This is a genomic window from Natronomonas gomsonensis, from assembly GCF_024300825.1.
GTDB lineage: Archaea > Halobacteriota > Halobacteria > Halobacteriales > Haloarculaceae > Natronomonas > Natronomonas gomsonensis.
In genome coordinates this window covers 2,510,844-2,531,792 of sequence record NZ_CP101323.1, presented here as the reverse complement: position 1 = coordinate 2,531,792, position 20,949 = coordinate 2,510,844, and the positions used below count along the sequence as shown (strand labels likewise).

The following is a 20,949-nucleotide window of genomic DNA, read 5'->3' as shown; positions in this document are numbered from 1 at the left end:
CTCACAACAGCCCGTCGGCCTCGGCCAACAACAGCCCTTCGAGCGTCGCGTCGTTTGCCGGCCCCGACCGAGCGAGGTCGAGTGCGGATTCGACGGGCACCGTCTTCACGTCGAGGAACTCGTTGCCGTCGAGTTCCCGGGCGCCGACAGAGAACCCTTCGGCCCACGCGATGCCGCGTTCGTGACGCAACACGCCAGTCGAACACCAGAAGTCCTCGATGAGTTCGACCGATTCCGCGACGAGGCCGACCTCCTCTTCCAACTCGCGGGCGCCCGCCTCGGCGTAACTCTCGCCGTCCTCGACGATGCCCGCCGGGAGTTCGTAACACAACTCCCGGATGGTGGGCCGGAACTGCTCGACCATCGCGACCGAGCGTCCCTCGCCGGGAAGCCCAAACGACGCCGGGTCGTCGACGACCGCGAGGATGACGACCGCCGGCGGCAACTCCGCCCAGTAGTAGCGCTTCTCGCGGCCGTCCGGTAACTCGACGAGGTCGTAGCCGCCGGTGTACCACCCCGTCTCGTACTCGGTGACGGACTCGACGACGTGCCAGTCGTGGTCGGAGGGACTCGGGTCGGCCATCTACTCGGCCTCCAGGCGGACGATTTCGAGGCGATATCGCTGGCCGTCGCGTTCGACGTAGGCTCTGTCCCCGACCGGCGACTCGGCGCCGCGTTCGACCGCGCTCGCGTTTCTGGTCCGGAACTCGCCGAACTCGTCGAAGGGCGTGTGGGTGAACGCCTCCTTGAACCCGACCGGGCCGGTGTAGTAGGCCTCCGAGCGGGCCGGCGTCTCGCCTGCTTCGGCGGCCTCCAGCGCGGCGATGCTGTAAGGGAACCGCCGGTCGGTGAGGTTGTTCGCGTCGACCGACGGCCCCGGTTCCTCGACGGCCGTCGCCTCGACGTAGTAGGGGTCGCCGGTCTGGATGTAACTGGGAAGGGCACCCAACGCCAGCAGGACGACCACCAGCGCCAACAGGAAGACGACGAGGTTACGCGTTATCCGTCGCATAGCTCCTCCCGGTAGATGCAGTTGAACGCGACCCGTCGGAGCGTCGCCACCGCCGCCTCGGGTTCGTTCTGAAACGTCGCCGCGACGGCGGCGTCGTCGGGGCCGGCGTGCCAGGCCACCCGCTCGACGTTGTCGCTACCGACGACGTGTACGTCGCCGTCGAAGTCCCCCCGCCAGGCGTCGAACTCCTCGGCGGACCCGACGGTGACCGCAAGGGTCTCGGCGAACGTCGCCTGCCGGGCCGTCTCGACGACCTCGCTCGTCACGCGGTCGTCGTACTCCTGGCGGTCGAACTCCATGGCTTTGGTGACCTCACGAACGACGGTCTGTGCCGTCGGTCCGAGCGCCTCGTACCGGTTTCGGGCGTCGGCCCACGACTCCGGGGCGAACGTCCCTTCGGTGTCCATACCTGACATAACGGGCGGGCGCCGTTATTCGTTTTCGGCTTCGTCGTCGCCGTCCTGAAGCATCTCGCGGGTCATCTCCCGTGCCTCCTCGAGAATGGCTTCAGTCTCGGAGTCGACCGGCCCCGAGGTGTCGGCGGCGTGGTCCCCGTGAGTGTGGTCGTGACCGCCGGGGTGGTCGTGGCCGTGACCGGATTCGTCGAACAGCGCCCCGGAGCGCTCCTCGAGGGGGTCTTCGGGGTCTTCGGGTGAGCCGACGGTGTCCTCGAACACCTGCGGGAACTCCGTCTCCTCGACGTAGTCGGTGACGACCGCGGCGAGTTCCGACTCACCCATCCCGTCCCACTCCGGGACGTGCTCGTCGAGCCACGTCTCGTGGTCGGCATCGCCGAGGATAGCGGTGAAGGCGAGGTGGTTGGCGAGGTGGCCCGCGTCGGCTTGTGGATCCGAACAGACGGGGCAGGCGTATCCCATACCCCGAATCGGCGTTCCAGCGGCAAAACGCCTGCGCCTACGGTCGACGTTTTATCTCCTACCGGGGAGACGTTCGGCTATGACCGCCCCTCCCGGTCGCGACGAACGACTCCGGCGATTCGAACTCCCACTGGCCGTGGCCGCCCTGCTGTCGACGGTAGTGGGTCTCGAAACGAACCTGCTGAACCCTTGGTGGGATCTCGGCCCCGTGACGCTGCCACCGATGTCGCTGTACCCGGTGCCGCTCGCGGCCGTCGTCCTCGCCGTCGCCGTCGGCAGGTATCGACGGACCGGCGCCGTGGGAATTCTCCGGCTCGCGAAAGCAGTCCTCGCATCGCTCGTCGTTGTCACGGCTGGATACGCGGTTCTGGTGTTGAACCTGAGCAGCGGCGGGGTGTTCTTCGCCGGCCTACCACCGATGCTCCTCGGTGTGTTTCTCTCGGTGACGTGTCTCTTTGAGCGTGCCCTCGCCACAGTACGGCAAAGCGACGGGTTCGTAGAATGACCGGTTACAACTCGCGGACCATCACGTACGCGTCCTCGCCGTTGTCGTAATACCCCGGAACGGCGTGGTGGATTTCGAAGCCGAACTCCCGATACAGCGACAGCGCCGCATCGTTGCTCTCTCGGACCTCCAGTTTCACGCGGCCGACGCTCTGGGTCGCAAGCGTCGCGAGCGCACGCGAGAGCAGTAGGCGGCCGATACCCTCGCCCCGGCGTTCGGGGGTGACCGCGAGGTCCTTGACGTGGCCGATGGAAACACCGTGATTCGGGACGCTGTCGGCGACGACGTAGCCGACGATTTCGCCCGGGTTCGAGCCGTCGGCTTCCTCGGTCGCCTCCGCGACCAGAAACCCGGGTTCGTCCAGAAATCGCTCGAACGCCGCGTAGGGCCACGCCTGCGGGAACGACCGCTTCTCGATGCGGAACACCGACAGGAGGTCCCCACGAGTTGCCTGACGCACCCCCACGTCGGCCTGCGGCGCCGTCGTAGTCACGTTTTCACTTACGCAGACGGCGCCATATGCCTACCGGCCGCGGTACCATTGATAAAACCAGTACTTGGAATCTAAGGGAGGGCCAGAAGATTCATTTACCCGCGGGAGTTACAGTCAGTTGCACCCGTTTGGGTGCATCCCCACCCCCCACCCCGCTTTTACACGACAGATAGCCGCTGCACTGCCAGTTCGGTTTATTATCAATCGCGACAGGTTCGGAGCCGCTGCTGTCCGTGTAGCGTCGAAAAAATGGACGGATGTTGTGAAACGAGGCTTCAGTCGTCCGCAGGAGCGGCGCCGGAGCTCTCGTCGTGCTGCTTCTTGACGTGGGGGAGCTTGCCACCGTTGGCGAGGATTTCGCGCTCGCGCTCGGAGGCGTCCAGCGACGCGGTGAGTTCCCAGTCGTCGTTGACGCGGACCGTGAACTCTTCCTGACCGGAGCGGACGGCCTCTGCGACGTCGTCGACGATTTCGATGTCGTCGCCCTGTTCGATGTTCTCGTAGTCGGCCTCGTCGATTTCCAGCGGGATGAGACCGAAGTTGAACAGGTTCGCCTTGTGGATGCGGGCGAAGCTCTGTGCGAGGACGCCCTCGATGCCGAGGTACATCGGACACAGCGCCGCGTGCTCACGCGAGGAGCCCTGTCCGTAGTTCTCGCCGGCGACGAGGAAGCCGCCGTCGCTGTCGAGAGCACGCTGTGCGAACGTGTCGTCGACACGCGAGAGCGTGAACTCCGAGAGCTTCGGGATGTTCGACCGGTACATCAGGATGTCCTGCGTCGCAGGGATGATGTGGTCGGTCGTGATGTTGTCCTCCATCTTCAGCAGGGCCGGACCCGACAGTTCGGCGTCGAGTTCGTCCTTCAGCGGCACGTCGCCGATGTTGGGGCCCTTGATGAGCTCGTCGTCGACGGCCTCGTCGGGCGCGATGAGGTCGGGGTCGTCCTGGGCCATACCGGGGCCGTACTTGTCGCCCATCTCGAAGCCGGGGTCCTCGAGGTCGCCGAGTTCGTCGGCGAGGTCACGCGGGTCGACGATTTCGCCGGCGATGGCGGCCGCGGTGGCGACCTCCGGCGAACAGAGGTAGACGTTGTCGTTCTCGATGCCGGAGCGACCCTCGAAGTTGCGGTTGAACGTCCGCAGCGAGACGGAGTCGGAGGCGGGAACGTGGCCGATGCCGATACAGGCACCACACGTCGCCTCGGAGAAGTTGACGCCGGCCGCCATCATCTCGGCGGTCCAGCCCTCACGGGCGAGCATCTCGGAGGCCTGCTTCGAACCGGGCGCGACAATCATCTCGGTCTTCTTGTCCGTGGTGCGGCCTTCGAGCATCTTCGCGCCGGGGAGGATGTCCTCGTAGGCACCGTTCGTACAGGAGCCGATGATGACCTGGTCGACGTCCGTGCCGGCGACCTCGCGGACGGGCACGACCTTGTCGGGCATGCTCGGACACGCGATGAGCGGTTCGAGCTCCGAGAGGTCGACCGTGATCTGGTCGGCGTACTCGGCGTCGTCGTCGGGTTCGAGGTCGACGTACTCGTCTTCGCGGCCGAACAGCGAGAGCCACTCCTTGGTCTTCTCGTCGGTCGGGAAGATGGAGGTGGTCGCGCCGAGTTCCGTCCCGAGGTTCGTAATCGTCGTCCGCTCGGGGACGGTGAGGTTCTCGACGCCGGGGCCGGTGTACTCGAAGATTTTGCCGACGCCGCCCTTCACGGACAGTTCGCCGAGCAGGTGCAGCGCGATGTCCTTTGCGGTCGCCCACTCGGGGAGTTCGCCCTCGAGGCGAACGTTGACGACTTCGGGCATCTCGATGTAGTAGGCGCCGCCACCCATGGCGACGGAGATGTCGATACCGCCGGCACCGATGGCGAGCTGGCCGAGCCCGCCGGGCGTCGGCGTGTGGCTGTCCGAACCGAGGAGCGTCTTGCCGGGCGCGGCGAAGTTCTCCTTGTGGACGTTGTGACAAATGCCGTTGCCGGGGCGGCTGAAGTACGCGCCGTACTTGCCGGCCGCCGAGCGAAGGAAGCGGTGGTCGTCCGTGTTCTTGAAGTCGAACTGATACGTCTGGTGGTCGCAGTACTGCGCGGCGAGTTCCGTCTGGACTTCGTCCATCCCGAGCGCCTCGAACTGCAGCCACACGAACGTACCCGTCGTGTCCTGTGTCAGAACCTGGTCGATCTCGATTCCGATTTCCTCACCGGTCTCGAGTTCGCCCTCGACGAGGTGGTCGTCGAGGATTTTTTCTGCAATCGTCTGTCCCATAACGTCCGTAGGTGGTCCCTCACAAGATATAAATCCGGCGTGTTTGCCACGTATTGCGGCCGCCATCGGCCGATTTGGCAATATTCGCACCTAACAGTTGTGGCTTTTTGACTAATATTCGTTAACGTTTTTTGACGAACGATTGATTCTGGCTCCGGCGCGGGGAGAAAAGTCGACCTGTCAGGCGATTCTGGAGAAGGCGAGATTGCCGCTCGTGTTCTCGATGTACACCTCGACCACGTCGCCCTCGCTGGCGCCGGGAACGAAAATCGTGTAATCGCCGCGGTGGGCGACGCCGTCGCCCTTCCGGCCGGTGTCGGTCACTTCGACCGTGTACGTCTCGCCGGGCTTGACTTCGTCGCGCTGCTGTCGGGTGCTCGAAGAGCCGCCGCCCTTCTTCACCGGTCGGAACGCACCGCAGGCGTCACAGCGAAGCATCATCGTCCGGTCTTCCTGGACGAGTCGGGTGTCCGGGAGGCCACACTCGCTACAGCGGACGTACTCCTCGGTGTAGTCCTCGACGGCGGCCTCGAAGTCCCGCTCGTCGAAGTTGCCGTTGTAGCGGCCGACGCCCTCCTCCAGTTTCCCGGAGGTCGCGAGGGCGCGCTGGACGAACCGGTGGAGGTGGTCCGTCTCGCGGGCCAGCGCGTCGGCGACCGCATCGAGGTTGTTGAACCGGGTAAAGGCGCCGTCCGCTTGCGCCTGGGCGTCGGGGACCGAGAGCCGGTCGCCACCCGACTGAATGTCGGGGACGGCGTCCAGCGCTCGGTCGAGGCTGGCTTCGTACTCCATACCCTTTCGAAGCGACCGTGACCTAAATGGGTTCCGAGACGGGAAACGCTCTTTTCGCCGCCCGACGACCCCGAAACATGGACCCGACGACGCCACAGGAGGCCTGCTTCGAGGCCGGCATCAAGTTCGGCACGCTGTATCACCAGTTTGCGGGCACGCCCGTCTCGCCGACCAGCAGCGCGAGCCTCGAAACCGCAATCGAGGAGGCAATCGAAAACCAGCCGTTCTGTGCGTCGGTCACCGTCGACATCCTCGACGACGCGCTGGCCGCCGAACTCGACGGGCAATCGGCCGACTACACGGAACTGACCGGCCGGTTCATGGAAGTCGAGATGGACATCGACTACGAGGGCTGTCGCGTCCGCGCGTCGATGGCGATGGACGGCGACTACCCGCGCATGCGCGTCGAGAGCGTCGAAGGAGAGCGTGGCCCTTAGACGGTGAACGACACTGACTCCAACTCCAGAAACGCCCGCTCGTAGCCCTCGTGGCGGGCGACCTGCGGCGGCGTTGCCGGCGTGAAGACGACCTCGTCGCCCGCCCGAAGCGCAGTCGACAGTTCGGCGCCGTAGTGATACCCTACCTCGGGGTCGAACGTCCGCCGGAGGTCCACCTCCGTGAGAACCCCACCACCGCGGCGAACCGTCGCCGACCACGCCGCTCCGGGAATCGCCATCCGATTGTACGGCGTCCGGAGGTACGCGGCGAGATACCGGTCTCCGACCGGCGCCGCGTCGCCGTCGAGTACCGTCGGGACGACCTCGGCGTCGTGCGTCGAGGCGGTGTCGAGTGCCTCTCTCGGAACGTCCTCGACGGTCAACGGCGAGGGGAGAGCATCCATCCGCGTCGGCGACGCAGCGCCGCGTTCGCCGTATTCTTCGAGCCGTTCGACGGCGACGGCCTCTCGTTCGGATTCAGTAAAGGAAAGCGAAAGAGTAGCCGACTGTGGTGCATCGAACCGACCTTCGAAGTCGCCTGTCGCCCGAATCGGGAGGCCGCCGACGGTCACCTCGACCTCATAGCGGCCGTCGCCGTCGAGGATGAAGTTCCCGCCGTAGTGAAAGCCCATGCTCTGGGAGAGCATCGGGTAGATGACCTCCTCGCTGACCGTCTCGCCATCTCTGGCTATCTCGACCGACAGCCCCGTCTCGGGGACCACCTGCCCGGTTTCGGCGTCCCAGACGACGGCCATGAGATGTAGGTCGTCAGCCGGGCGGATGGGTCGCTCGCTGGCGCGATCGCCCTCGACGAGCCAGAAGCGATGCGGGGCGGCGTACATCAGCGCGATGCGATACGGTCCGGCTTCGGCCCGCCCCTGCATCGACATCGCGTTCTCGAAGGGCTGGACGTACACGCCGTCGGGGAGGTCGACGCCCTCGTAGTACGGCGGCGTCCCGGTCGGCCGCGGCGAATCCATCGACCGAGGGGTCGACTCCGGCGCCGACTCGCCGCCGGCACAGCCAGCCAACGACCCGACGGCGGCGGCGCTGGCCGTCAGGAACGTCCGCCTGTTCATCGGTCGGGATTCGAGCGCATTTGAGATGTGGGTTCTGGTTCAGCAGACGGCGATTACTCCTCGCGGTCGAAGAACTCCGCGGCACGTTCACGGAGCCGTTCGCGTTGGGTGTAGGTGAACCCGGTGAGGCCGGCCGCGGTGCCGGCCGTCAGCCCACCTACTGCTGCGGTCGGGTCGTTCTGGTCGATACCCGCCAACACTGGCGAACTCATCGTCCCCGAGAGCGCCCGCCACGTCTCGCCGCCGTCGTCGCTGAACTCGACGGGGCCGAAGATTTGCGTTCCCGTGTCGCCGGGACCCTCGTTCGGCGATTCGGCGAAGTACGTCAGCGTCTCGCCGGGCGCGGCCGTCGCATCGAACTCGACGGCCACCTGCCCGCCGAGGTCGTAGGTTTCGTGGTCGTCGCCAGCGACGACCTCCCAGTCGCTTGGGATGCGGTCACGGAGGAAAACGTCCTCGTCGGCGTCGGCGACCGTGAGGCGGATGCGGCCGGCCTGGTCTGCGGTGTAGACGGACCGGCCGGCGTCGCGCTCGACGTCGACGAATGGGATGGCTCCCCGTGCGCCGATGTCGTCGTGTTTGATGGCGAAGACGCCCTGATTGATGTCCGCCGAGTACGTGATGCCGCGGTGGTTGATGGCGCCCCAGACGTTCGGTTGGGCGCTGGAGAGGCCCGTCATCTTCGACTCCTCGGGGACATCCTCGACGGGGCGGGCGAAGTCGGCGCCGTTCGGCTCCGAGAGCTCCCAGTCGGTGGCGTCGTTAGCGCGGTCGGTCGGAACGCCGTCGACGACCTGCCAGGAACCGGCGCTGGCCGGTGCGGTGACGCCCGCGGTGTTGCCGCGGCCGTTAGTCCCGACGTAGACACCGTCGCCGAGTTCGGGGTCGTCGCTGATGGTCGTTCCGCGGTCGGAGTCCGGGGTCACTTTCAGGAAGCGCGTTCCGCCGTGGTAGTGACCGACGTGGAGCCACAACTCCCCGTCGTGGAAGGCGGGGTCGGAGTTGTGTGGGCTCAACTCGAAGCCCTCGAATTTCACCTCGTCTTGCCACGTGTAGTTGGCGAGTTCGCCACACTCGACGACGCCGTCGGTGTCGTAGATGTCGTCGGTGTCGACGAGGTAGATGGTGCCCGTACTGCCGGGGTTGGGCTTGCCCTCGCGGGGGTTTTCGAAGTCGACGCTCGGTTCCTCGTGACTGGCGAAGGCGACCCGACGCTCCTCGCCGTCGACGGTGACCGTATCGGGAGCCGGCACCGCGTAGTGGCCCTGCAGCATCGGAAAGAGTCCTATCTGTTCGAGGTCCATCGGGTCCGAACCATCGAGGATGACGGTGCCGCCGTCCCAATAGGAGAGGTAGATGGTCGGCGTGCCGTTCTTCGGGTCGTTCTGGACGTGGACGTCGTGGCAGTAGAAGTTGAGTCCGCCGAAGCCGGTGTCGCCTTGGGCGTCGTCGCCCGACGGCGTCCAGCGGTTGACGAGCGTCAACCCGAGTTCCTGTCGGTCGAATCGGAACACGTACAACCCGGCTTCGCCCTCGTTGATGTCCTTACACGCGAAGACGTAGTCCTGTCCGTCGATGCGGTGATGGAAGCAGTTGTGGATCCCCGTCGAGAAGCCCTCTGCCGTATCGACGAGTTTGGGACGGCGCTTGTCGGAGACGTCGATTGCGAGCAGGCTGCCGGTGTTCGGGCCGCTCGAAGAGGAATCGCGGTCGTTCAGTTCTTGGTCGGCGCCCAGTTCGCCGAACAGCGCGGTGATGGGTTGGGTGCCGACGAAGACGTAATCGCCCGTGTCGTCGGCTTTCACGTCCATCATCGCCGTCGCGGGGTTCTGGTTGCGGAGGAACGACTCGACGACGAGTTCGGCCTGGTCGAGTTCCTCGAGCGTCTTCGCCCGGTTGAATTGTGCGATATTGACGATTGCGAGGCCGCGACCGCTGCTCGAACCGCGAGCGGAGAACATGCTCACGTAGGCGTAGTCGCCGTGAACGTCGATTTCGGTGATGCCGCCGAAGTGCGGCGACCGGGCGCGACCGCCCGTTCGGGCCGGTCCCTCGTCGCCGAGGCTGTGATAGCCGAACACCTCGCTGTTCTTCGATAGCCCCACGTTCTCCGGAATCCCGTCATCGGTGGTGTCGGCCTGCGGTCCGTCGGTGGTGTTGTTCGACCCGCTCCAGCGATGTCCCGCCGCCTGTCCCATCGCGCCGACGCCGAGCGTCGCGCCGATGGCCTTCAGCACCGACCGCCTCGTCTTCGCGCCGAGTTCGTCGATGTTGTCTTTCATTGCTACCTCACAGTGTCAAACACTTACTAAGAAGGGTTCTGACAAATCCGTCCAAACGTCGAGGAAGTCGACACCGACAGAACCCCCGGATTCACCCGGTGTTTTATTCCTCAGTCGCGTTGAGAACTCATCATGGCCCTCCACGCCCTCGACGCGATAGACGACGCACTGACCGCCACGCGACGGTTCCGGCCACGCGGCCTATTCGAGTGGATCTGGGTGACCGTCGTCGCCGCACTCGTTGCCACTCCGGGCATCAGCATCCCGACCGGCGGGACCGGTGGCGGCGGTGTGACACCCGAACAGCGCAGCGCACTCGAGGAGGCGCTGCCGGCGACGCTCCCCGAGTGGGTGCCGCTCGTGGTCGCCGCACTCGGCGTCGTCTGGCTCGGCTTCGTCGTCCTCGGCGCGCTCCTGGAGTTCCCCTTCCTCCGGTGGCTCCGAGACGGCAAGCGGACGACAATAGAGGAGATAGCCGCCCACTGGAGACAGGCGCTCGGACTGGCAGCGTTCAGGGTCGCACTCTCGCTCGTGGGGTTCGCCGCCCTCGGTGCGTTAGTCGCAACCGCGACGGGACCGACTCCGACCCCGACGGACTACCTCTTCGCGCTGAGCGAGTACGGAATCGTCCTCGCGCTCGTCGGGATTCCGACCAGCATCGTCGCCGCGTTCACGACGGCGTTCGTCGTCCCGACGATGGTGCTGACCGAGCGCGGCGTCCTCGGCGGGTGGCGGCGCTTCTGGTCGACGCTGACGGCCGCACCCAAGCAGTTCCTCGCCTACGCGGTCGGCGTCGCACTGCTCGCGACCGTCGGCGGCATCCTCGTCTCAATCGCGGCGGTGGTCGGGTTCCTCGCGGCGGCTATCGTCGGCGGACTCGTCGGCCTCGCGGTGGCAGCCACTGCGGTCGGCGTCTCCGGCGTGGTCGTCGCGTTGGCCGTCGGGATACTCGGCGCGATACTCGTCGGTGCGGTCGTCTACGCGGTCCTACAGGTCTTCCTCCGGTACTACGCCCTGCTCGTGTTGGGGGCGGTCGATGCCGACCTCGACTTTCTGTCCGACCGACGGTCGACCCTCGACGGAGCAGACGCCGAGGCGGCCGCGCCTTCGGAGTAATCAGAGGTATCACGCCGTCTGCTCGCGTGTTTCACTTTCGCTTTGCGGCGTGTTTTTAACCCACACGGGATGAAAGGTGAGGTATGAGTCAGGCAACGCTCGACGACGACGAGCTGTTCGACGAGGCGGCCACAGAGATGCGCGAGGACGTGGAGTCCAGTCTCGCGGACGCCCGTGAGGCACTCCCGGGGGCCGATGCCGTCTGGGACACCGACGCCGACAACACCCTCGGCGTGTTGAACGCGCTGAAAGGGGCACTGGACACCGGCGACGCCGAAGACCACCTCCGGGACGCCAAGAAGTGGTTCGCGATGGGCAAGAAGGCCGACGCCTTCGAGGATGCCGACGACCTCGAAGCCGACATCGCGGAACTGGAGGACCTCCTCGAGGACATCGTCACCGCCCACGAACAGGTGAGCGAACTCGCCTCGACGGTGCCGGAACTCCGCGGCGCGCTCGAAGACGCCGAAAGCGCTGACGACGAAGACGACGAGTAATCAGACCGCCCGCACCGCGACCGCATCGAGCAACTCCGAGAGCGCTCCTGCGGCTTCCTCCAGCAGTTCCTCGCCCAGTTCCTCGGAACCGTTCCGAGGGTCGCCGACGACGCCCGATTCGGTGAACTCCGCGGAGTCATAAGCGAGGTTCGTCCCGTTGAGCCACTCGCCCCACTGCTCGGCGGCACCCTCGGCCGCCTCCTCGGTTCGCTCTTCGTGCACCAACTCCGGCCGCAGATGCCGCATGAACGACGTTTCCGCGGGGCCGCCGTGACCCAGTTCCTCGGTGGCGACGGCGTCGAACCACGTGTAGGCCACCGCGTAGCCGTCGCCGTCGCGGCTGATTCGGCCGCAACACTCGCGTAAAGCGTCGACGTTGCCGCCGTGGCCGTTGACGACGACGATTCGGTCGAAGCCGTGGTGGGCGAGGCTCTCCATCGTCTCACGGACGTACGCGCGGAAGGTATCCTCGCTGACCCACAGCGTGCCGTCGAAGTCGCGGTGCTCCTCGGCGATGCCGACGGGGATGGTCGGCCCGACGACGGCCTCACCGTCGAAGTCGGCGGCGTACCGCTCGACGCCGGCCTCCGCAATCACTTCGGCGGTCATGTAATCGACGCCCAACGGCGCGTGAGGGCCGTGCTGTTCGGTGCTTCCGACCGGGAGGACTGCGAGGTCGGTGTCGGCGTCCCGGACGTCGGTCCAGGTCGACTCTGGGAGGTTCATACAGACCACAAGCGCCAGTGGCGCTTGTAAGCGGTGGTTGGACTCGAAAAACGCGGTCGCTCGCCGGGCAGCGAGAGCGGAGGAAAGCCCGCCTTACGCGATGAGGAGTTCCTCGCCGCGCTCGACTTTGACGGTACACGGCGGGGAAATCTTGTTGTACGCGCGACGGAAGGCGTCCTTCGCCACGGCGGCGTCCTCGGGGTTACACCAGACGGTGAACAGCCGTTCGCCCTTCGGAATCCGGGCGGCCGTGCCGACGATTTTCCCGAAGGCCTGTCGCATCCCGTCGGAAACACGGTCTGCGCCGGCGCCGGTCGCCTGTTTGTTCTCCCGGATGACCTGGTGGGGGAACTTCCGGAGAATCATCTTGTAGTCGCCGCCCTCGCCGAGTTCCTTCAGCATTCGGCGGTTCGCCGAGAGGCGCGCGGCCTCAAGCGAACCGTGTCGAATCTGGACTTCCTCGTCGACGATGAGACTAATCTGGACCGGGTAATCGTCGGGCTCGGCGTCGATTCGGCCCATCTTGTACTGGGCGACCTTCGACCCCGGAATGCCCGTGATGTACTCCCGTCGCGTGTACGCGGGCTTGTCGATGTCCCGGTACATAGAGGCGGGCTTGTCACTCATAGTACGTCAGATGTGGTTGAGTCCGTGGATAAAGGCTTCGAAGCCGACCCGACCTGAGACGGTGTGTCGTAGCGAAGCGAACGGACAGCGAAAATGCGCGGGCTCAATTAGCCGCGGTGGGGGAGGAACGCGACTGCACCGAGGAGGAACGCGGCACCGAAACAGTAGACGATGATGTACATGAGACTCGACATACGCTCTTGGAAGTAGTCCTGGTTGTCGAGTCCGGCCTGATACCCCTCGACGTCGGTCGACAACACGAGCGTGTCACCGCCGTCGAACGTCGAGACGTACTGCGTTCCGCCGAGTTCCGTGGTGTCGCCCTCGGCGAACCCAATCGACTGCGTGGTCGTTTCTTCCCACGTCAAGACCGCCTCCGAGGCGGTGACGTTGTCGACGGTTTTCGAGGTGTTTGCGTGTTCTATCGCGTCGCCGACGGCGAAGCTCTCACGGTCCGGTTCGGGGAGGTACTCATCGACCGGTTGGGTCGTCCCGTTGCGGTAGCGAACGAACTCGGTGCCGTCGTCGCCCGTGTAGGTACTGTTGTCCACCTCGGGGTCGTTTTCGAGCAGCGTCGGCACGTCGAACTCTTGGACGAGCGTGAACGACTGCTCGCCCGCGGCTGTCGTGACGTTGTACTGCCCACCGTCGTACTCGACGACGGAGTTGTTGGCGAACGTCGTCTGTCCTTGGCTCGTTTGGCTGTATTCGGCGGTCGCACTCCCGTTCGACACTTCGGTGAACGTGTACGTCGTGCCGCCGAATTCGACGGTGTCTCCCTGCTGGAAGGTGTCCCCTTCGACATCGATAGTCGGTTCCTCGGCCACCGCCATCACCGAATAGGAGCTGGCGGCCATGACGAGGAAGAAGGCGATGTATATCGCCGCCCATCGTCGTTGCATACGCGGAGGGACGAAAGCCCCGCGTATAGGCGTTACTAACTCTTCTCATCCACCTCGTTCGGACCGGTATAGACCCACGGGCACGCGAGGGCGCATGACAGAGCTAGCCACGGTATAAGTGACCACATATGAGAGGCTTATATCGCCAACTGTATTAGTTGGCTCACGAGAACGTCACACGATGAGTCAGACACGACAACTGAGTGCGACGTTGCTCTCCATCGCGGTCGTCGCGACGATGGTCGGGAGCGTCGTGCTATTCGGCGCTGCCGTCGCGCCGGCCGCTGCGAGCGACCACACGAAAGACGAAGCCGAAGACCTCACCGAGCAGGCCGACTTCGAGGTCGTGTTGCCGTACTCGACGGACCACTACCCAGGCGACCAGAACGAAGCCAACGGTAGCATCGAGTACTACGCCGCCGGCGGCGACGCCTTCGGCGAAGTCGGAGCGGAGGAGGGGCTGTGGGTCGACTACGTCATCATCGACGCCCAGTGGATAGATTACTCCAACTGCGACGTCTCGAACACGAAGGCCTTCGGTATCGACCGTGGCAACAACAACGACGGAACCCAGACCGACGTCGACCTCGTCCAGAAACAGAAGAACGTCGACTTCCGGGACGACGGCATCACCATCGAGATTTACGACTTCAGCGACTTCGCCGGTGACCCGGCGTACATGGCCCCCGAAGACGCCATCGTCGCCGCACAGGGCGCTGGCTCGCAGGCCGGTACCTGCCTGACGATGACGAGCGAACCCGGCTGGTATCAGGTCCAAGGGTTCATCAACGGCACCGTCGCCGACAACGGCCCCGACGAAGAACCCTCCGACAGCGCCGAAGAAGTCGGCTTCAAACTGAACTCGAATTACCTCTACGTCTGTGACTGCGACAGCGAACAGGAGGCCCGCGAACAACTCGGCCCGCCGCCGAACGAGGACACCCAGTCCACCGCCACGCCGGAGCCGACCGCGACGCCCGAACCGACTCCGACACCCGAGGACACGTCCGAATCGACGGCGACACCGGAGCCGACCGCGACGCCCGAACCGGCTGCAACGCCCGACACCTCGGACTCCGAGGAGACCCCCGAACCGACCGACGCACCCGCGGACACGGCACAGTCGACCGACGCGCCCCAGAACACCGAGGCGCAGTCGGACGACGACTCGACGGGCATGACGCCGACCGCCGGCGAAGGCCCCGGATTCGGCCCCGCCGTCGCTGTCCTCGCGTTGCTCGCCAGCGCCCTCGCCGCCATCCGGCGCAGATAAACACCCCCCGTTTTCCGGTTTCTACCGGACATTAACAATAATTATAAACCCCAGCGAATAGCCAGCAACAGCGTTAGGAGCGGTGATTCTGCAGTCGTACCTACATGCACAGCGCAAGGCAGACAGCCGCGACGGTGCTGGCGACGTTCGTCGTCGTGTCGATGGTCGCAATCGGTGCGACCGCCGGCGCCGTCGCTGCCGATGGACACACCAAAGACGAGGCGCCGAACTTCGACGAGGAGATGAACTTCACGGTGAACCTCCCGTACACGACGGACCACTACCCCGGCGACCAAAACACCGAAAACGGAAGTATCGAGTACTTCGCCGCCGGTGGTGCAGCGTTCACTGAACAGGGCGCAGAGGAAGGTATCTGGGTCGACAACGTCATCGTCGACGCCGACTGGATAGACTACTCCGCGTGTTCGACGGACAACACAAAGGCGTTCGGTATCGACCGTGGCAACAACAACACGGGGACGAACATCGACGAGGACCTCGTCGAACACCAGATTCGAACGGACTTCCGGGACGACGGCATCACCATCGAGATGTACAACTGGGACGACTTCGCGAACGACCCGCCGTATCTCTCCCCGGAGGACGCCATCGTCGCGGCACAGGGTGCCGGGTCGAACTCCGGTCCGTGTCTCACCGTCACCAACGAACCCGGCTGGTACAACGTTCAGGCGTTCGCGAACGGCAGCATCGCGACCGGATGCAAAGAGGAGGGCAACTCCGACTGTGAGCCGGAAAACAAGGAGTTCGTCGGCGTGAACGTCAACTCGAATTACCTCTACGTCTGTGAGTGTGACAGCCGCGCCGAGGCCGAAGAGCAACTCGGCCCGCCGCCGGGAGGGGAACCCGAGTCGACGCCGACACCCACGGAGAGCAGCGACTCGACACCGACTCCCACGGAGGCGCCCGACGACACGCCGACGCCGACCGAACCGCCGGAATCCACACCCGAACCGACCGATCCACCGGACGATACACCACAGCCAACGGACCCGCCCGAAGAGACGACCGCACCCACAGCGACTCAACCAAACAACGGCGGTGGGGGCGGTGGCGGCAACAGCGCCGGTGGTGGAAGCACCGGTATGACGCCAACCTCCGGTAGTGGTCCCGGCTTCGGCCCCGCCATCGCCATCCTCGCATTCCTCGCCAGCGCACTCCTCGCTAATCGCCGTCGATAACCCCTCTACCTGTTTTCTTCCGTTTATTCAGTTGTTCGTGTACCGTCCCCGTGTGTGATATAAACACCCGAATATGACTGGCACCAAGGATAAGAAAGTACTGTCCGCCGTTGCCTTCGATGGGACCCGCAAACCGACAACGGACTGCGACCCTGTTGTCCATCGCGTTGATTACGTCGATGGTCACCGGGGTCACGCTGTTCGCCGCGGCCGCCGCGCCGGCTGCGGCACAGGACAGCGTTACGCGAGACGAAGCACCGGATAAGACAGATGCCGCGAACTTCACGGTCAATCTCCCGTACGCGACGGACCACTACCCCGGCGACCAGAACGAACAGAACGGTAGTATCGAGTACTACGCCGTCGGCTCGGAGGCGTTCAACGATGTTGGTGCCGAGGAGGGCGTCTGGTTCAACTACATCATCATCGACGCCCAGTGGATAGACTACTCCGCCTGCGACATCCCGAACACGAAGGCCTTCGGCATCGACCGAGACAGTAATTTGGCCGGCACTCAGTTCGACGAGGACCTCGTCCAGAAACAGCGGAACACGAACTTCCTCGATGACGGCATCGAAATCAAGTTCTACGACTTCAGCGACTTCGCGGGCGACCCGCCGTACATGGCTCCCGAAGACCAGGTCGTCGCCGCACAGGGCGCTGGCTCGCAGGCCGGCACCTGCCTGACGATGACGAGCGAACCCGGGTGGTATCAGTTGCAGGCGTTCCTCAACGGTACCGTCGCCGACAACGGCCCCGACGAAGAACCCTCCGACAGCGCCGAGGAGAAGGGACTCCGACTGCAGTCGAACTACCTCTACGTCTGTGACTGCGACAGCGAACAGGAGGCCCGCGAACAACTCGGCCCACCGCCGAACGAGGACGACAGTGGCTCCGAGTCCACACCCGAACCCACTGCGACACCGGAACCGACTCCGACGCCGACCGAAGCATCCGACGACACCCCCCAGCCAACTGAACCCCCCGAGGACACCCCCGAACCAACCGAACCCCCTGAAGACACCCCCGAACCAACCGAACCGCCCGAGGACACCGCCGCACCGACCGCAACTCAACCCAACAACGGGGGCGGTAACAATGGCGGCAACGGTGGCAACGGCAACACAGGCATGACGCCGACCTCCGGCGGTGGCCCCGGCTTCGGACCCGCCGTCGCAATCCTCGCCCTCCTCGCCAGCGCACTGCTGGCAACTCGGCGACGATAACCCGACGCCCACATCCGTTTTATCGCGTCGAGGGCGAGCCACGGAGACAGCCGGCGAGTGTTATAAACTGCCTCGAATACCCTGCAATACGGTTAGCGTCAAGTCGGTACAGCGTTCCCACGAATGGGTAGACAGAGACGTGCAACGTCGCTCGCAGTCCTCGTCATCGCGGGGGCGCTCGCGGGCGTTTCGGTTCTCGCCGTCGCAACCGGCACCGCAGCTGCGGACGAACACACCAAAGACCAGGCAGCGAACTTCGACGGACAGGCGAATCTCACGGTGAACTTCCCGTATGCGACCGACCACTATCCCGGCGACCAGAACGAAGAAAACGGTAGCATCGAGTACTTCGCCTCGGGCGCGGAGGCCTTTGAGGAACTCGACGCCGAGGAGGGCATCTTCCTCGATTACGTCATCATCGACGCCCAGTGGATAGACTACTCCGCCTGCGACATCCCGAACACGAAGGCCTTCGGTATCGACCGCGGTGGCGACAACCCCGGTACGCAAGTCGACGAGGACCTTGTCCAGAAACAGAAGAACACCGATTTCCGGGACGACGGCATCACCATCAATCTCTACGATTGGAGCGACTTCGCCGGTGACCCACCGTATATGGCTCCCGAGGACGCCATCGTCGCCGCACAGGGCGCCGGCTCCCAGGACGGCACCTGCCTGACGGTGACGAGCGAACCCGGTTGGTATCAGATACAGGGCTTTCTCAATGGCACCGTCGCCGACAACGGCCCCGACGAACAGCCGTCGTCGGGCGCACGCACCGCGGGCGTGAAGGTGAATTCGAATTATCTCTACGTCTGTGACTGTGACAGTCGCGCCGAAGCCGAAGAGCAACTCGGCCCACCGCCGGGAGAGGAGCCGAAAAACACCGCCACGCCGGGACCGACCGCAACCCCAGAACCCACACCGACGCCGACGGCGGAACCCGACGACACCGCCACCACCGAACCCACCGAAACGCCGGAGAACACACCCCAACCGACCGCAACGCCCGAGGATACGCCACAGCCCACGGACATTCCCGAGGACACCGCCGCGCCGACGGTGACTGACAGCAACACGGGCGGCGGCGGTGGCGACAACGGCGGGAATAGCAACACTGGCATGACGCCGACAGCCGGTTCCGGCCCCGGATTCGGCGCCGCGGTCGCCGTCTTCGCGTTGCTCGCCAGCGCACTGCTCACGAACCGGCGGACGTAGCGCCACTCGGCATCAACAGTCGAGAGGATGCACCGTCTGCACCGACCATTTCTATCGAATCTGATAGTTCGTCCCTGATGAATGGACCGTCGATTCGTCGTATCCGCCTTAAACGGCCGGACAACACCACCACAACACACATTTGTACCTGTTAAATATTGAGGACACACATGGCAGACCTGCCAGCTAACGAACAGAGTGATGAAGAAGACGGGCGCCTCGACAGGCGTTCGGTTCTGAAGTACGGAGGGGCCGGCGCGCTGACCGCCGGTCTCGCCGGCTGTCAGTCGCCGGAGAACCCCGCACCCGGGTTCCCGTTCCGCGGACAGGGCGACAAAACCCCACCCGGAAACGGCAACGGCGAATCTGTAGGCGACGGCGTTCTCTCGGGAGAGACACTGAACGTCGGCGTCCTCGCGCCGATGAACCTCCCACTCGGGCGGTCGATGTGGAACGGCGCCCGACAGGCGGCTGAGGAACTGAACAACAACGGTGGCATCCTCGGTGCCAACGTCAACGTCAAACTCGGTAACACCGAAGTGTCGCCGGGGAAGGCCCAATCGGAGCACCGACGGCTCGTCCTGCAGGAGGACTGCGATATGACCTGTGGCATCTTCCTCGGGTCGGCGCTGCTGCAGACGCTACCTTCTATCGCCAACCAGGAAACCATCCACATCACCAGCGCTTCGGCCGACCCCCGCGCCGGCAAACTGGTTTCGAAGACCAACGACGACATCACCGGAGAGGGCGGAGAATCCGAGTACGAGCGGTTCAAGTACCACTTCCGCGCCGGACCGCTGCACTTGCTCGACCTCGCCGATGCGATGTTGGAGTTCGTCGAGAGCAACAAAGAAGAGTACGGCTGGGAGAAGGCCGCACTTCTGACCGAGAACCTCGGAGAGTTCACGCCGTACGCCAACCGACTTCAGGAGCGGCTCAGCGACGTCATCGAGGTCCCCGTTTCGGAACGACCGGGCGGCGTCAGCGACTGGTCGCCGCTGTTCAACGAAATCGAGGACACCGACTGCGACGTGGCCATCGTCGGGATGGCACTCATCGGCACCACTGCGGTCAACCAGTGGGCCCAACAAGAGCGGGATTTCGAGTTCGGCGGCATCCACGTCCCCAGCCAGGCGTTCAGTTACTGGGAGTCCACCGGCGGCAACGTCGAACACGTGTTCACGATGAACGCGATGACGCCCCAGACCTCGAACACCGAACAGACCCAGCCGTTCGTCGAGGCCTACCGCGAGAAGTGGGACTCGGTGCCCATCTACAGCGGGGCGCTCACCTACGACGTGATTACGCTCGCCGAGCAGGCGATTACCGCGGCCGTCGAGGGCGAGGGACTCGAAGAGATTCCCGACAGCAACACGCTGATTCCGTACCTCGAAGACGGCACGTTCACGGGGAGTACGGTTCTCAGCGAGTTCCAGTTCACGCCCGCGGACGCGACGTACGCTCACGAACCGCAGTGGACCTCCATCGAGGAGACCGGCGTCCCGGTCTTCCAGCAGTGGCAGATGGACCCCGAGGTCCGCGAAGACTACGGGACAATGCACTCCTTTGCACCGCCACAGAACAAGAGCGCGGACAAAACGATTCCAGAATGGGTGAATAACTAATGGTTCTCGACACGATACTCTCAGCAGCGTTCATCAGCGCACTGTACGCCGTCATCGCCATCGGCTTTACGCTCATCTTCGGCGTCGGTGGCATCCTGAACTTCGCCCACGGCGGGTTCATCACGCTCGGCGCCTTCAGCGCGTACATCGCCTCAGGATACTTCGGGTTGCCCATCTTCGTGGGTCTCTTGGCCGGTACCCTCGTCGGGGCCGCCATCGGCGGCGCGACGTACCTGGGCGTCATCCGCTACGTTCGGACGCGCCCGGTGACGATATCGACCCGCTCAACATCCCGGTCGACCCTGTCATCGGCTTCAGTAGTTTCGCCAACGACGTGTTCATCTTCGCCACGTCGTGGCTGCTCATCGGCGCGCTGTTCTACTTCGTCAACTACACGCGGACGGGGCGTGCCATCATCGCGGTCAGCATGAGCGACAAGGGCGCCTCGCTCGTCGGCATCGACTCCGAGCGCATCAACCTGATTACGTGGGTGCTGGCGGGCGCCTTCGCCGGGTACGCCGGCGTGTTGCTCGCCGGCAGCCTCGGCGGCGGGTCGTGGCTCATGTCCATCGAACCGCCGGCACCGCTCGTGCTGTCGTTCGCTATCGTCATTTTGGGTGGCCTCGGTTCCATCAAGGGTAGCGTCGTCGGCGCCTACATCATCGGCTTCTTCGAGACCTTCACGGTCACGTTCGCACCGGGCGGCTCACAGCTCGCGGGCATCTCTTCGCTCGTCCTGCTGCTCGTGTTCCTGCTCGTGAAGCCCGAAGGACTGTTCGGACGGGAGGCTGCAGAATAACA

General features: G+C 64.6%; 23 protein-coding genes. 11 read left to right on the top strand and 12 right to left on the bottom strand.

Translation table 11 applies throughout. The annotated features are described in order from the left end of the window. Position 1: 1 nt before the first annotated feature. Genes NMP98_RS13395 through NMP98_RS13380 form a run of 4 tightly spaced genes read right to left on the bottom strand, consistent with a single transcriptional unit; the run spans position 2 to position 1,890 of the window. Positions 2-583, bottom strand: a complete 582-nt coding sequence (locus NMP98_RS13395) for an NUDIX hydrolase (RefSeq protein WP_254858328.1) — start codon at positions 581-583, stop codon at positions 2-4. Further along, complete coding sequence (locus NMP98_RS13390; protein ID WP_254858327.1) at positions 584-1,012, bottom strand: hypothetical protein; 429 nt, start codon at positions 1,010-1,012, stop codon at positions 584-586. It lies immediately after the preceding gene. After that, positions 1,000-1,419: a DUF5809 family protein gene (locus tag NMP98_RS13385; protein ID WP_254858326.1), complete on the bottom strand. Its 420-nt coding sequence runs from the start codon at positions 1,417-1,419 to the stop codon at positions 1,000-1,002. Before NMP98_RS13385 ends, NMP98_RS13390 begins: the two co-directional genes overlap by 13 nt. Before the next feature lie 24 nt (positions 1,420-1,443). After that, positions 1,444-1,890, bottom strand: coding sequence for a DUF5810 domain-containing protein (locus NMP98_RS13380; protein ID WP_254858324.1), 447 nt, complete (start codon positions 1,888-1,890; stop codon positions 1,444-1,446). A gap of 79 nt (positions 1,891-1,969) precedes the next feature. On the opposite strand from NMP98_RS13380, the gene NMP98_RS13375 reads away from it, so the two are divergent. Further along, the gene (locus NMP98_RS13375; protein ID WP_254858322.1) at positions 1,970-2,395 is read left to right on the top strand and encodes a hypothetical protein; all 426 of its coding nucleotides are present in this window, start codon (positions 1,970-1,972) and stop codon (positions 2,393-2,395) included. 4 nt (positions 2,396-2,399) lie between these two features. Here the strand turns inward: NMP98_RS13375 and rimI are convergent, their stop codons facing one another. The 3 genes from rimI to NMP98_RS13360 all read right to left on the bottom strand — a co-directional run bounded on the left by rimI (position 2,400) and on the right by NMP98_RS13360 (position 5,941). Continuing rightward, a complete protein-coding gene (gene rimI / locus NMP98_RS13370) occupies positions 2,400-2,888 on the bottom strand; it encodes a ribosomal protein S18-alanine N-acetyltransferase (RefSeq protein ID WP_254858320.1) in 489 nt (162 codons plus the stop codon). Between the two features lie 275 nt (positions 2,889-3,163). Further along, complete coding sequence (locus NMP98_RS13365; RefSeq protein ID WP_254858318.1) at positions 3,164-5,149, bottom strand: aconitate hydratase; 1,986 nt, start codon at positions 5,147-5,149, stop codon at positions 3,164-3,166. A 180-nt stretch (positions 5,150-5,329) separates the two neighbouring features. Next, positions 5,330-5,941 (bottom strand): translation initiation factor IF-2 subunit beta, encoded by a 612-nt coding sequence (locus tag NMP98_RS13360; protein WP_254858316.1) that lies wholly within the window; start codon positions 5,939-5,941, stop codon positions 5,330-5,332. A 77-nt stretch (positions 5,942-6,018) separates the two neighbouring features. On the opposite strand from NMP98_RS13360, the gene NMP98_RS13355 reads away from it, so the two are divergent. After that, positions 6,019-6,378 carry a dihydroneopterin aldolase family protein gene (locus tag NMP98_RS13355; protein ID WP_254858315.1) on the top strand — a complete coding sequence of 120 codons (360 nt, stop codon included), beginning with the start codon at positions 6,019-6,021 and terminating at the stop codon, positions 6,376-6,378. Here NMP98_RS13355 and NMP98_RS13350 read toward each other — a convergent pair. Beyond that, positions 6,375-7,457 (bottom strand): iron transporter, encoded by a 1,083-nt coding sequence (locus NMP98_RS13350; RefSeq protein WP_254858313.1) that lies wholly within the window; start codon positions 7,455-7,457, stop codon positions 6,375-6,377. The genes NMP98_RS13355 and NMP98_RS13350 overlap by 4 nt on opposite strands. 53 nt (positions 7,458-7,510) lie before the next feature. Continuing rightward, positions 7,511-9,739, bottom strand: coding sequence for an LVIVD repeat-containing protein (locus tag NMP98_RS13345; RefSeq protein ID WP_254858311.1), 2,229 nt, complete (start codon positions 9,737-9,739; stop codon positions 7,511-7,513). Between the two features lie 132 nt (positions 9,740-9,871). On the opposite strand from NMP98_RS13345, the gene NMP98_RS13340 reads away from it, so the two are divergent. Together NMP98_RS13340 and NMP98_RS13335 are read left to right on the top strand one after the other, a co-directional pair. Further along, positions 9,872-10,855, top strand: a complete 984-nt coding sequence (locus NMP98_RS13340; protein WP_254858310.1) for a DUF7544 domain-containing protein — start codon at positions 9,872-9,874, stop codon at positions 10,853-10,855. Between the two features lie 83 nt (positions 10,856-10,938). Then, positions 10,939-11,352 carry a DUF5790 family protein gene (locus NMP98_RS13335; RefSeq protein ID WP_254858308.1) on the top strand — a complete coding sequence of 138 codons (414 nt, stop codon included), beginning with the start codon at positions 10,939-10,941 and terminating at the stop codon, positions 11,350-11,352. Here NMP98_RS13335 and NMP98_RS13330 read toward each other — a convergent pair whose 3' ends face one another. The 3 genes from NMP98_RS13330 to NMP98_RS13320 form a co-directional block, all read right to left on the bottom strand. Further along, the gene (locus NMP98_RS13330) at positions 11,353-12,078 is read right to left on the bottom strand and encodes a creatininase family protein (RefSeq protein ID WP_254858306.1); all 726 of its coding nucleotides are present in this window, start codon (positions 12,076-12,078) and stop codon (positions 11,353-11,355) included. Between the two features lie 93 nt (positions 12,079-12,171). Continuing rightward, entirely contained in the window at positions 12,172-12,705 is a 534-nt protein-coding gene (locus NMP98_RS13325) for a 50S ribosomal protein L16 (protein WP_254858305.1), read from the bottom strand. Positions 12,706-12,812: 107 nt separating this feature from the next. Continuing rightward, the gene (locus tag NMP98_RS13320) at positions 12,813-13,607 is read right to left on the bottom strand and encodes a DUF8231 family protein (RefSeq protein ID WP_254858303.1); all 795 of its coding nucleotides are present in this window, start codon (positions 13,605-13,607) and stop codon (positions 12,813-12,815) included. Positions 13,608-13,788: 181 nt separating this feature from the next. Between NMP98_RS13320 and NMP98_RS13315 the strand changes: the two genes are divergently transcribed. The 7 genes from NMP98_RS13315 to NMP98_RS13285 all read left to right on the top strand — a co-directional run bounded on the left by NMP98_RS13315 (position 13,789) and on the right by NMP98_RS13285 (position 20,947). Beyond that, positions 13,789-14,880, top strand: a complete 1,092-nt coding sequence (locus NMP98_RS13315; RefSeq protein ID WP_254858301.1) for a PGF-CTERM sorting domain-containing protein — start codon at positions 13,789-13,791, stop codon at positions 14,878-14,880. 104 nt (positions 14,881-14,984) lie between these two features. Continuing rightward, complete coding sequence (locus NMP98_RS13310) at positions 14,985-16,079, top strand: PGF-CTERM sorting domain-containing protein (protein ID WP_254858299.1); 1,095 nt, start codon at positions 14,985-14,987, stop codon at positions 16,077-16,079. 119 nt (positions 16,080-16,198) lie between these two features. Next, on the top strand, positions 16,199-17,305 hold the full coding sequence (locus NMP98_RS13305; protein WP_254858297.1) for a PGF-CTERM sorting domain-containing protein: 1,107 nt from the start codon (positions 16,199-16,201) through the stop codon (positions 17,303-17,305). A gap of 123 nt (positions 17,306-17,428) precedes the next feature. Beyond that, positions 17,429-18,523: a PGF-CTERM sorting domain-containing protein gene (locus tag NMP98_RS13300; protein ID WP_254858296.1), complete on the top strand. Its 1,095-nt coding sequence runs from the start codon at positions 17,429-17,431 to the stop codon at positions 18,521-18,523. Between the two features lie 170 nt (positions 18,524-18,693). After that, positions 18,694-20,148: an ABC transporter substrate-binding protein gene (locus NMP98_RS13295; protein WP_254858294.1), complete on the top strand. Its 1,455-nt coding sequence runs from the start codon at positions 18,694-18,696 to the stop codon at positions 20,146-20,148. Further along, positions 20,148-20,579, top strand: a complete 432-nt coding sequence (locus NMP98_RS13290) for an ABC transporter permease subunit (protein ID WP_254858292.1) — start codon at positions 20,148-20,150, stop codon at positions 20,577-20,579. Before NMP98_RS13295 ends, NMP98_RS13290 begins: the two co-directional genes overlap by 1 nt. Then, a complete protein-coding gene (locus tag NMP98_RS13285) occupies positions 20,483-20,947 on the top strand; it encodes a branched-chain amino acid ABC transporter permease (RefSeq protein ID WP_254858290.1) in 465 nt (154 codons plus the stop codon). Before NMP98_RS13290 ends, NMP98_RS13285 begins: the two co-directional genes overlap by 97 nt. Positions 20,948-20,949: the final 2 nt, after the last annotated feature.